The sequence below is a fragment of the Hyphomicrobiaceae bacterium genome (assembly GCA_041397645.1).
Lineage (GTDB): Bacteria > Pseudomonadota > Alphaproteobacteria > Rhizobiales > Hyphomicrobiaceae > Hyphomicrobium_B.
On the sequence record JAWKWE010000004.1, the window covers coordinates 2,684,826 to 2,696,528 of the forward strand.

Annotated in this window: 11 protein-coding genes; 4 read left to right on the plus strand and 7 right to left on the minus strand. The window is 61.0% G+C overall.

Annotated features, from left to right (window positions below; translation table 11 throughout):
* Nucleotides 1-170: 170 nt before the first annotated feature.
* Nucleotides 171-1,610, plus strand: coding sequence for a TIGR00366 family protein (locus tag R3D51_12495; GenBank protein MEZ5900298.1), 1,440 nt, complete (start codon nucleotides 171-173; stop codon nucleotides 1,608-1,610).
* A gap of 10 nt (nucleotides 1,611-1,620) precedes the next feature.
* On the opposite strand, the gene rfbD is transcribed toward R3D51_12495, so the two are convergent.
* The 6 genes from rfbD to lgt all read right to left on the minus strand — a co-directional run bounded on the left by rfbD (nucleotide 1,621) and on the right by lgt (nucleotide 7,865).
* Nucleotides 1,621-2,517 carry a dTDP-4-dehydrorhamnose reductase gene (rfbD, locus tag R3D51_12500; GenBank protein ID MEZ5900299.1) on the minus strand — a complete coding sequence of 299 codons (897 nt, stop codon included), beginning with the start codon at nucleotides 2,515-2,517 and terminating at the stop codon, nucleotides 1,621-1,623.
* An 87-nt stretch (nucleotides 2,518-2,604) separates the two neighbouring features.
* A complete protein-coding gene (locus R3D51_12505; protein MEZ5900300.1) occupies nucleotides 2,605-3,540 on the minus strand; it encodes a ribose-phosphate pyrophosphokinase in 936 nt (311 codons plus the stop codon).
* A gap of 199 nt (nucleotides 3,541-3,739) precedes the next feature.
* Nucleotides 3,740-4,777, minus strand: a complete 1,038-nt coding sequence (locus tag R3D51_12510) for a hypothetical protein (GenBank protein MEZ5900301.1) — start codon at nucleotides 4,775-4,777, stop codon at nucleotides 3,740-3,742.
* Nucleotides 4,778-4,984: 207 nt separating this feature from the next.
* Entirely contained in the window at nucleotides 4,985-5,755 is a 771-nt protein-coding gene (gene pgeF / locus R3D51_12515) for a peptidoglycan editing factor PgeF (protein ID MEZ5900302.1), read from the minus strand.
* A gap of 104 nt (nucleotides 5,756-5,859) precedes the next feature.
* Nucleotides 5,860-6,975: an SAM-dependent methyltransferase gene (locus R3D51_12520; protein ID MEZ5900303.1), complete on the minus strand. Its 1,116-nt coding sequence runs from the start codon at nucleotides 6,973-6,975 to the stop codon at nucleotides 5,860-5,862.
* Nucleotides 6,972-7,865: a prolipoprotein diacylglyceryl transferase gene (lgt, locus tag R3D51_12525; GenBank protein ID MEZ5900304.1), complete on the minus strand. Its 894-nt coding sequence runs from the start codon at nucleotides 7,863-7,865 to the stop codon at nucleotides 6,972-6,974. Before lgt ends, R3D51_12520 begins: the two co-directional genes overlap by 4 nt.
* Nucleotides 7,866-8,082: 217 nt before the next feature.
* Between lgt and R3D51_12530 the strand changes: the two genes are divergently transcribed.
* The 3 genes from R3D51_12530 (at nucleotide 8,083) to proC (ending at nucleotide 10,000) form a co-directional block, all read left to right on the plus strand.
* Nucleotides 8,083-8,337 (plus strand): accessory factor UbiK family protein, encoded by a 255-nt coding sequence (locus R3D51_12530; protein MEZ5900305.1) that lies wholly within the window; start codon nucleotides 8,083-8,085, stop codon nucleotides 8,335-8,337.
* A 311-nt stretch (nucleotides 8,338-8,648) separates the two neighbouring features.
* A complete protein-coding gene (locus tag R3D51_12535) occupies nucleotides 8,649-9,146 on the plus strand; it encodes a YbjN domain-containing protein (GenBank protein ID MEZ5900306.1) in 498 nt (165 codons plus the stop codon).
* A 26-nt stretch (nucleotides 9,147-9,172) separates the two neighbouring features.
* Entirely contained in the window at nucleotides 9,173-10,000 is an 828-nt protein-coding gene (gene proC / locus R3D51_12540) for a pyrroline-5-carboxylate reductase (GenBank protein ID MEZ5900307.1), read from the plus strand.
* Between the two features lie 277 nt (nucleotides 10,001-10,277).
* Here proC and R3D51_12545 read toward each other — a convergent pair whose 3' ends face one another.
* Entirely contained in the window at nucleotides 10,278-11,693 is a 1,416-nt protein-coding gene (locus R3D51_12545; GenBank protein ID MEZ5900308.1) for an ATP-binding protein, read from the minus strand.
* Nucleotides 11,694-11,703 lie beyond the last annotated feature (10 nt).

Sequence of the window (11,703 nt, forward strand, 5' to 3'; positions counted from 1 at the left end):
CGATGCGCCATGACGCGCTGAGTCGGGCGTTTCAAAGACCATCGGCGCTGCAGCGCACAATCCGAACTCAAGCCGAGATTGATGTGCCCATCCCCCATCTGGCGCGGTGGCGCAAAGGAAATACCGCGATATGGTGGCCCCAAAAGGGGAAAGAACCAGGAGGAGATTGGATGGACTCGGCAACGACCGACAAAGCGGCCGCGAGTGGCGGGACGCTCGCACGTTTGGCCCTGAGATTCACCGACTTTGCCGAGCGTTGGTTCCCCGATGCTTTCGTGTTCGTGGCAATCGCCGTCGCTATCGTCGTCGCAGGCGCCTTGTTGAACGGCGCAGAGCCGAAAGCCATCGCCTCCGCATTCGGAGATGGGTATTGGAGCTTGCTCGTTTTCACGATGCAGATGGCCTTGATGGTAGTCTCCGGTTACGTCGTTGCCGTATCGGGGCCGGTTGAACGGTTGATCACCTGGATTGCCAGCCTGCCCAAGACGGGACGTGGAGCGATCACGCTTACGGCCGCCATGAGCATGGCGATGTCGCTAATCGGCTGGGCAATGAGCCTTGTCTTCGGTGCGGTGCTCGTGCGCGCGTTGGGGCGCCGCAAGGACCTCCAGATGGATTATCGCGCGGCGGGCGCTGCGGCCTATCTCGGATTGGGCGCGACCTGGGCACTCGGCATCAGTTCCTCGGCGGCGCAGCTCCAGGCCAATCCGGGCAGCATGCCCAAGTCGTTGCTGGAGATTACCGGCGTAATCCCGCTCACGCAGACTATCTTCTTGTGGCAGTCCATGGTGATGATGCTGCTGATATTCGCGCTATCGGTGACCGTGGCCAACTTGTCCGCTCCGTCGCCAGACAAGTCACTGACGGCGGACGACATGGGGATCGATCTGACAATTACCAAGTCGGAAGATCCGCCGCCCTCGCGCCCAGGTGAGTGGTTGGAATATTCGCCAATATTGACCCTGCTTCTGGTCGGGATCTCGGTGCTGTGGTTTGTGCACGAATTCCAGACCAAGAGCGTGCTGACTGCGGTATCGAACCTGAACACGTACAATTTCTTCTTCATTACGCTGGGACTGCTGTTGCATTGGCGCCCGCGAAATTTCCTTAAGGCTGTGCAGAAGGCGATGCCCGCGACCGGCGGCATTTTGATTCAGTTCCCCCTCTACGGCGCTATTGCGGCCATTCTGACCCAAGCCAAGAACGCCGCCGGCATTTCGATTGCCGATCAGATTGCCCACGCCTTCGTCAGCGTCACCACGCAACATACGTTTCCGATCGCTGTCGGCGTCTACTCTGCGGTGCTGGGGATGTTCATTCCATCTGGCGGCGGCAAGTGGCTGCTCGAGGCGCCCTACGTCATGCAGGCGGCGAACGAGCTGCAAGTTCACTTGGGTTGGACCGTGCAGATCTACAACGCGGCTGAGGCTCTGCCCAATCTCATCAATCCGTTCTTCATGCTGCCGCTGTTGTCTATCGTTGCCTTGAAGGTGCGCGACATCGTGGGGTTCACATTCTTGCAGTTCTTGCTGCACACGCCTTTCGTGCTGTTCCTGCTGTGGCTGTTCGCGATGACACTGACCTACACGCCGCCAGTGATGCCGGGATAGGCTGGCGTTGTCAGGCGTCGGGGTTGAGCACGCGGGCGACGCATACGCTCACGCCTTCGTGCCAATCGGGTTGGACGATGCCGAAAGCGCGCTGCAGCTTGGTGCAATCCAGCCGGGAGTTGTGCGGACGCTTTGCGCGCGTCGGATAGCCATCCGTCCCGATGGCCGATAGCGAGGTGACAGGTCCACCAAGCTTGGCGGAGGAATCGAGAATGGCGCGTGCCACCTCGTACCAAGAGGCCTCGCCGCCTCCTGCAGCGTGATAGACGCCCCAAGGCTTGGCATCTGTGCCGCCTGGTGCCGAGAGCTTGCGCGCCACCCCTAAAATGGCTTCGACGAGGTGCGGGGCATATGTCGGGCTGCCGATCTGATCGTTCACGACCTTCAGATCGGTTCCCTTGCCCGCGTGTGTGAGAATGGTTTTGACGAAGTTCTTGCCGAACGGACTGTAAACCCATGCGGTGCGCAAAATGATGTGCTGCGGATTGGCCTCGGCAACGGCGCGCTCGCCTTCGAGCTTTGTGTGACCATACACGGATTGTGGAGCAGTGGGATCGTCCTCGATGTAGGGCGTGGCTTTGGCGCCATCGAACACGTAGTCGGTCGACAGGTGAATGATCGGCGTTCCCCGCTTGGCGGCAGCCGCAGCAAGCATCGCCGCGCCGTCACGGTTGAGCGCCATGGCGCGCTCCTCTTCACCCTCCGCGTCATCGACCGCGGTATATGCGGCCGTATTGATCACCACATCCGGCTTGATGTCGGAAAGCGCACGCTCGATGGTGGGCGAATTACAGATGTCTAGGCCGGGGCGTCCGATAGCGCAGGCCTCGATGTCGGAGGCGGCAGGCGCAACGTCAAGAAACGCGCGTGCTACCTGTCCGTGCGACCCGGTAATGAGAAGGCGCATGTGATGGCTCTCCCGCAACATGCTTTGGATCGTATCTGCAGTCCCTCGCTAACACCCTGCGCGAGCACCTTGTACGCGTCCGCTGTGTCAATAGAACAGGCTGGATACGCTTTCCTCGCGTGACGTGCGCGCGATGGCTTCGCCAATCAGCGGCGCGATCGAAATGACGCGAATGTTCTTGGCCGCTTTCACGGCTTCGGTCGGCAGGATGGAGTCCGTGATGACCAGAGACTTCAGCCGCGAATTCTGGATGCGGTTTACCGCGCCACCCGACAAGACACCGTGAGTGATGTAGGCGGACGCTTCCGTCGCGCCATTCTTGAGAAGAGCCTCGGCGGCGTTGACGAGAGTGCCGCCGGAATCGACGATGTCGTCGATCAGGATGCAGCGTTTGCCGTCGACATCACCGATGACGTTCATGACTTCACTCTCGCCCGGACGCTCGCGGCGCTTGTCGCAGATGGCGATAGGAGCTCCGATACGTTTGGCAAGCGCACGCGCGCGAACGACGCCGCCGACGTCAGGCGACACGACGACGATATCGCCGTTGTTGCCGTAATAGTCTTCGATGTCGCGCGTGATCACTGGTGCAGCGAACAGGTTATCGGTCGGAATGTCGAAGAAGCCTTGGATCTGGCCGGCGTGCAGGTCGAGGGTCAGCACGCGATCGGCACCAGCGCGTTCGATGAGGTTGGCGACGAGTTTGGCCGAGATCGGTGTGCGTGGACCCGGCTTTCGATCCTGGCGAGCATAGCCGAAGTAGGGAATGACGGCGGTGATCCGGCGTGCCGAGGAGCGCTTCAAAGCGTCCAGAAGGATCAGCAACTCCATCATATTGTCGTTGGCCGGGAACGACGTGGACTGGATGACGAAGACGTCCTGGCCACGGACATTCTCTTGGATCTCGACAAAGATCTCCATGTCCGCGAAACGTTTGACCTGACCCTTGGTCATGGGCAGCTTCAAATAGGCGCTGATAGCGTCTGCGAGCGGTCGGTTGGAGTTGCCGGCGACTATTTTCACGTCTGACGTTTCCCGGCCCTGTCGTGGGCCACTTGCGTCGCGGGTGTCGAAAGGCATGAGCAAAAACTCCCCTGCGACCCCGGAAAAGGCTGCGGTATGCCGGCTTCTAGCAAGCGGGCCCGGTGGTGGCAACCGCCGGGCCCGATTGATTTTTGCGACATGATCTACCAGCGTTAGGCCAGCAGGTTCGCAAGTTCTGTTAATTTGTCTTTGGCGGCAGCAGTTTGATGATGCCTTGTGCGGCTGCTTGCGCCGCAGCATCCGCCGTCTTGCCCCAGGCGCCATCAAGCGAGCCCTGCGGGATGTCGTTCTTCTGAGACACGGTGCCGAGCTTCTTGCCCTTGGGGTCGTAGACGTTCCAGTCGATCTGGATCGGCTGCTTGCCATCCTTGCCCTGGCCCATAGCAACCTTGCCCTCGACCTTGTAGGTCTCGGAACTGGCCACAGTCGCCAGCGGGATGCCCTGCTTGCTCAACTCGCGTTGGATGGCTCCCGTGAGCGAAACGCTGCCATCACCCGGAGCGCCGGCTACGCTCGGAACCAGAGCACGATAAGAGCCGCTCTCGATGCTGCCCGTCGTCGCTGCTGCGGCCGGAGGCGTGATGGCCGCTGTCTGCGTTGGTGCCGCCGGCGATGATGCAGCGGCTACATTTGTGGCGGCCGCACCAGCGGCGGCTACGGGGATGTTGGCCGTCGAGGCGTACCAAGATGCTACCTGCGTCGCGGTCTTGTCGGAGATGGTCTGGATCACCTGGGCGTTCACACCCGACCAGGGATCGCTGCCGCTGCCCGAGGCCATCGTCTCACCAGTGATGCGGTGTGCACGTTTGCCGGTCTGATCGGTGATATCCCAAATATAGGAGATCTTAGAGCCTGCGGCCTCGCGCGCCGCTACGATATAGCCGCGCAGAACGTATTCGCCTTTGGCGGACGGTCCCTGAGCGACGGAAATTTTGTTGCGCTCCATAGAGGAGGCAAGCTGCGTTTGCAGATCGCGAGAAACACTCTCAGGCGCACCGATGATGGGCGCAATCTCCAGCCGCGCCGTTTGCGCGGTGCCCGGTGGCGGTGTCTGCTGTCCGGCAATTTGCGTCTCTGGAGACGTTTGGCCGTTGGATGAAAGCAGCGAATTTCCAGTTCCGCAGCCGGCGAGCGTCATCGCCATCACCGATGCCAAAGCGGCGCCACGCAGTGAGCCCGTCCAGCCCCTCAGTGCAGTTGATAAAAACGTCGTCACGGCGACTCCCCCGTTCTTGTACCCGCTCTTTCCGGCGGCCGACGTACCAACCCTGCGGCCTTCTACTCCCTCAAATTGACTCTACCGGTACCCACCGTCGAACCTGTAGAGCAGCGGATGCACCCCCGTCCAGATGCCGCCGAATGAGATCTGTGGTCACTCGCCCCTGAATGGCCCAGATCGGGCACTTGCCTGTGGATTGTGCAACTAAGCCACGACAATGGCGGAGATTTGGCGCCCGTAATCTCCCTCATTTAGCGCCTGCGAGCGCCTGTAGCTGTAAAAACGTGATTCGTTTTCGTAAGTGCAGGGCGCGCACAACTCAACATCCGCAATGCCAATACGGTTAAGGCGTCCAGCAACGTAGCCTGGCAGATCGAAATGCACACGCGCGCCCGGGGACGGTGTCACAAAAAAGCGCTCGTTGCCCGGATCGAGGCTAAGCAGCTCGGCTTCGAATTCAGGTCCCACTTCGTAGATCTTCGCGCTGATCGTCGGGCCAACTGCCGCGCGGATGGAGGAGGGATTTGCTCCCTGGCGCACCATCTCCGCGACCGCTGCCTCTAAAATTCCGCCCACGGCGCCACGCCAGCCCGCATGAGCTGCGGCTACGACTTTTGTCTCGGGATCGGCGAACAGAACCGGTGTGCAGTCCGCGGTCAGCACGCCGACGGCCAGGCCCGGCGTGCGCGAGACTACCGCGTCGGCTTTGGGAAGTGCGGCGCGGTCGACTGGCGCGGTGACGGTCAGGGCTGTTGCGCCATGCACCTGGTAGAGCGTGATGACACCAGCGTTGACTGCCTTGAGGTGCTCGGCGGCGCGGCGGCGGTTTTCCTGCACGAGGCTTTGGTCGTCGTTGGAGCCGAGCCCGGCGTTGAGCCCTGCGTATATGCCCTTTGAGACGCCGCCTTCTCGCGTGAAGAAGCCATGTCGGATGCCGGGCACGTCGAGATTGGATGCCGTGATGGGGTTGAGCATGCGTGGGAGGCGGTCTCTCGTTAATTGCGGTTGTGAGGGCAGGCAAGCACCCTATCACTGACGAGTGACGATTGGTCAACGACCACAATGTTGTCTATCGCCGATTATGCCTGTGCATGCGCAAAGCCGGGAAGTGACGGCACACCCTGCGCGCGCACGCCGATAACCTTGAAGCGCGTGCCCATCCCGTTGGGAGCAAGCAGCCGTGCTACGCCCGTCTCAATCTCTCCGGCGCGATTTGGATTGGCGTGCATAAGGCGTGAAGTACGTTCGATGATGCCGAGATTGCCGAGAAACTCCGCCTGAGTGATCGGACCGTCTATGGCGAGCCCCCCGGCGTGCAGCACGCTGGCTAGCTCAAAGAAGCTGACGTGGGCGGAGATGTCGGCCTCGCCTGGCGATGCGAGAGGGTCTTCGTATTTGTGCTCGCGAACGGCCTGAAGGGTGTCGCCCGCCGATGCCGTGGCATAACCATAATCGATGATGAGGGCGGCAAAAGGACCGCTTCGTGCAAGAGCGCCAAGCGCTTCCGCAAAACGCTCTGGCCGTTGGCTTTCCACGACGGCTCCAACGGCTGCTTGTGGATAGAGGCGGTCGAGCGTGCCCGTCGTCTCGCTCATGTTTCGCACGCAAAAGGTGAGCTTTCCTCCCTCATCAAGCCCAACGCCGCGCTGGCGCCAGCCGTCGGAGGTCTTCACCCATTGGTCGACGGGCCAGGCATCGAGAAATTCATTGGCGAGGATGATGGCGGGCGCAGGAAAGCCGATCAGATTGTGGCCCCATGTGATCGGCACACCCGCTTGAGAGAGCGTGTCGCGCTGGGCGGACTGCAATACTTGGCTCGCCTCGACTAGATGGACGCGCACGGCTTGCGCAAAGCCCGGAACAACCCGGGCGGCCCGCAGCACATCGCGCATCATGGTGCCTCGACCCGGCCCATACTCCACGAGCGTGATGGACTGCGGTCCGCCTAGAACCTGTTGCCAGACGACGCCCGTCCACAGACCGAGCATCTCGCCGAAGATCTGTGAAATCTCTGCCGCGGTGATGAAGTCGCCCGACGCTCCGATGGCCTGGCGCGTGGCGTAATAGCCTGTCGCCTCGTCCCACAAGCAGGCCGACATATATTCGGACACGCTGATAGGGCCGTGCACGCGGATCCGTTCTGCCAGCTTGTGCGCCAGAGGCGTGACCCGGCGAACGCCGGGATCGGCGCTCAAGGCGCCACCTTTTCGCTTTCTGGCTTCTTCTCCGCATCCGGCTCGGTGCCGGCATCTTTATCCGATGCGGTCTCTTCAGCGGGCCGCGCGGTTGCGATGAAGTAGATGCCGAGCAGGAGCATCGGAATGGAGTACATCTGCCCTGCGGTGAATGGGCCGATGTTCAGCACATGTACCGCCTCGGGCTCGCGGAAGAACTCGCAGATGGTGCGGGCGATCGCGTACCAGACGAGGAAAACGCCTGCAACAAGTCCCGGCCGCTTCAACCCGAACTTCGTGTGCGTGATGTACCGAAGCAGAACGAACATCACCAGCCCTTCGAGAGCTGCTTCGTAGAGTTGGCTTGGATGTCGCGGCAGCGGTCCGCCGTTTGGAAAGATCATGCCTACGGCTGCGTCCGTCTCGCGTCCCCAATGCTCGGAGTTGATGAAATTGGCGATACGTCCGAGGAACAAGCCAAATGGAACGCCTGCGCTCGCAAGGTCCATGACGGAGCGCACGGGAGCGCCTGTCTGGCGGGCGAAGAGTATCAACGCCATGGCGGACGCGATGAGCGCCCCGTGGAATGACATGCCCCCCTTCCAGACTTTAACGATCTCGGCAGGGTTGGCGAAGTAGAATTCGGGGTCATAGAGCAGCACCTGGCCTAGGCGGCCCCCGAGCACAACCGCCAAGGTCAACCAGAGGAGCAGATCGTCGGCCTGTGCGGGCTTCAGAGGCGCTGCGCCTAGCCAAAGTTTCGGCGTCGCCAGCAGCCGCTTGACGTACTGCCAGCCGAGCAGAAGCCCGAACATGTAGGACAGGCCGTACCATTTGATGGAAATGGGACCGAACTCGATCGCCACGGGGTCAATCGCGGGATAGGTCAAAAACGCCAATGTCTCGATCATCTGGTGCCCCCTCATGCGCCTTTTGGTGCGGTGCGCCTTAACGGCGCTTGGCGCTGGCAGCGGCCCCCGAATTGCTTGTGCGGCCTCAAGCCCTGCCTGGGCCGGTTGTTTGCGGCTCGTATGCCCCTTGTCAAGCAACCCTTGAAGTCGAAACCAGCTGCCGTCATATGTAAAGCCTTGAATTGCTGTCTCATCCAAGCCCGCAGGACCAGCCCCGATGACCCAGACATCAAACCGCCTTTTTGACGATCTCGCCAAGATGATGACGGATGCCGCAGGCGCAGCAGAGGGAATGAAAAAGGAAGTTGAAAGCATGATGAAGGCGCAGGCGGAGCGCTTCATGAATTCGATGGACGTCGTCAAGCGGGAAGAGTTCGAGGTCGTTAAGGCCATGGCGCAGAAGGCGCGCGAGGAGAACGACGCTCTAAAGGCTCGTTTGGCTGAGTTGGAGGCAAAGCTCGCTGGTCGCTGATCGGGCCGTTTGGCCTTTCGTGATATTTCGTCCTGCGGCGTAGCGGAATTGACCTTATCTGCCATCCACAGAAGCCGCTGAGTTCTCAACATCAAGTTGCCATTAAGCCCGCCTTTTGAGCCAATTGCCCGCTCTTTGCCACTTTGCCCGTGGACAAGGTCGGCCTCACCTTGCGACTCGGAAGGCGGTGATGCTTTCGTCCGGCCACGGCCGACGCTGATTTACGCTTCCGGGTTTCAGTTTGGAGTTGGAGCGCCAGCGTGCGGGAAAGGCCCGTCGAGCCGGCCGCGATGGACAAGGATGAAGCGAGAATGGCAACCGCCGAACGCAGCTACGAGCGCCTGATCAATCCAATCGATCTTGTGGAGCAACTGGCTACGGCGCACGACTGGTCAGCCGATCGCTCCAGCGATGACGAGCTGACGCTGATCGTCGCCGGAACGTGGACGGACTATCACGTTTCGCTGAATTGGCGGGAAGACCTCGAAGCGCTGCACCTCGCCTGCGCGTTCGATTTCCGGGTTCCGGAAAATCGTTTGCCGGAAATGTATCGCCTGGTGGCCCAGATCAACGAGCAGCTCTGGCTCGGCCATTTCGATCTGTGGACCCAGGAAGGCCTCGTGATGTTCCGTCACGCGCTTCTGCTGAACGGGTCGGTGGCAACCACCCGCCAGTGCGAGGCCATGCTGCGTGCCGCCCTCGAAGGCTGCGAACGCTACTACCAGGCCTTCCAGTTCGTGGTCTGGGCGGGTAAGGAAAGCCGTGAGGCCTTGGTTTCGACCATGTTCGAGACCGAAGGACAAGCTTGATCCTTTCGCGTTAGGACTGCTGTGACATGAGTTTCAATCTCGATGGACCGGTGCTGCTTGCAGGCGCCGGGAAGATGGGCGCCGCCATGCTGTCTGGCTGGCTGGCGCGAGGCCTCTCTCCCGCGAACGTTATCATTCAAGAGCCGAATATCGCGGGCGAGGCGGCCGAACTTGCCAAGCGCCACACCATCGCGGTCTATCCAAGCGTCGCTGCATTGCCCGCCCCGCCAGCGGTCATCGTTGCTGCGGTGAAGCCGCAAGTCATGGACGCAGTTTTTCCGCCCCTCGGCAAGCTCGCTGGGCCCGGCACGGTGGTGCTGTCGATCGCGGCTGGCAAATCGATTGCGAGTTTCGAGAAGCACATCAAGCCCGGCGTCGGTGTGGTGCGTGCCATGCCGAACACCCCTGCCGCAATAGGGCGCGGCATCAGTGGTGCCGTTGCCAACACGCACGTGAGTGCGGCCCAGAAAGCCACGTGTGATGCCCTGTTGTCGGCCGTTGGTGAAGTGGTGTGGGTCGACGACGAGAGCCTCATCGATGCCGTCACTGCCGTATCGGGATCGGGACCAGCCTACGTCTTCCTGTTAGCCGAATGCCTGGCTGAGGCGGGCCGGGCCGCCGGACTCGATGCGACCCTCGCAATGCAGCTCGCGCGCGCCACAGTTACCGGCGCCGGTGAGTTGATGCACTGCTCTCCGCTGCCTGCTGCAACCTTGCGCCAGAATGTGACTTCGCCCGGCGGTACCACGGCTGCTGCGCTCAGCGTGCTCATGCGCACGCCGGGTGGACTGCAGGATCTGATGACGGAAGCTGTGGCGGCCGCAAAAGAGCGCGGCCGCGAACTTGGCTCCTGACTCGGCCTGGATGGGTTCGAGTCTGAACTGTCGCTCGCAGCCGCGCTGAAGGCACAGCTCGCGTCTCCCGCAGGCGGGACCGGGAAACCCGAGCAAGTTGCTGGTCGAGCCACTCCCAAGGAGGAGCAGAGAGAGACCCATCAGCGATGACGGTCTTGGAAAGCGTAGCGACCGTCTCGAATATCAAGATGTAATAAGATAACATCACTAACAACACACAAGTCCGTGTGCATTAAGTTCCCGCTGCAATTGGGAAAATCTCGGATTGTGCTGGTACTCAGATAGGGAGCGAGATGATAGCCCGCAGGCCCCCCATCGAACTCTGGCCGAGAGCTATCTCGCCGCCGTGGCTCTTGGCGATGTCGCGCGCAATCGCCAGCCCCAGCCCCGAATTGCCTTCATCGACGTTTCGGGCATGGTCGATGCGGTAGAAGGGCCTAAACACGTTTTCGCGTTCAGAGGGCGGGATTCCCGGTCCATTGTCATCGACCTCGATGCGGATCCATTGGCCCTCGGTTGCAGCGCGGATCACGATGTGATCGCCAAAGCGCGCCGCGTTGGAAACCAAGTTGGTTATTGCCCGTTTCAGTGCTTGGCGTTTCAGCGGCAGGACAAGATCCCGCCGCTTCTTGCGCAGCTTCAGCTCCACGTTATGTCCGTAGATCTGTGCCTCTGCATGGATCTCCAGGAGCAGCTCCTTAAGATTGGTTGGCTTGGCTTCCTCGCCACCGTCGCCCTTGGTGAAGGCGAGATAATCCTCCAGCATGTGCTGCATTTCGTTCACGTCGGCGGAAAGTGCGCGCGCTTCCGGCGTGTCTCCCAGGAGCGCCAGTTCGAGCTTGAAGCGCGTTAGGACAGTGCGCAGGTCGTGACTGACGCCCGCCAGCATGGTGGTGCGTTGTTCGACATGGGTGGTGATGCGATCACGCATTTGCAGAAATGCTTCCGCAGCCTGGCGCACTTCGCGGGCACCGCGCGGTCGGAAATCCTCAGGGATGGTCCGTCCTTTTCCGAACGCATCCGCGGCTTCTGCGAGCCGGAGAATGGGGCGGATCTGATTACGCAGGAACAGGATGGCGACCGTGAGCAGAATGATCGAGGTGCCGACCATCCAGAGGAGGAAAATATGCGAGTTGGAGGCGTAGGTCTGGCTCCGCGTGGCGATGAAGCGCAAAATCGCATCGTCGTGCTTTACGCGGATATCGACGAACCGCGCCTCGCCCACTGTGTCGATCCAGAACGGACGGTTGACGTGTCGTCTGATCTCAGCAGAAAGCGCTCGGTCGAGTAGGGTGAACAGGGGTTTTGGGCCCGGCGGTGGCAATTCACCGGCCGGCAGGAACTGAAGCTCCAGATTGAGCCGTTTCTTTGCCAGCTCGACGAGATCTTGCGTTTTCTTCTTGTCGGGAAGCTCGTCGTACATATCGACGATCGCGGCGATGTCGCGCGCGGTTGCTTCCGAAAGGCGGCGCGTCACGGCCTGCCAGTGGCGTTCCATGAATGCGAAAGCGATAACGCCTTCAAGAACCACGATCGGCGTAATGATTATCAGAAGAGCGCGTGCATAGAGGCCTTTGGGAAGGAGCTCGGAACTTAGCGAAATCAAACGCTGCGTCAGCGGGTGGGCACGCAGGCGCGTGCGCCAGCTAGCCGGCGGGTCGAGGTCAACGGCATGTTCTCGAGCAGCAACCATTTCAGCCGAA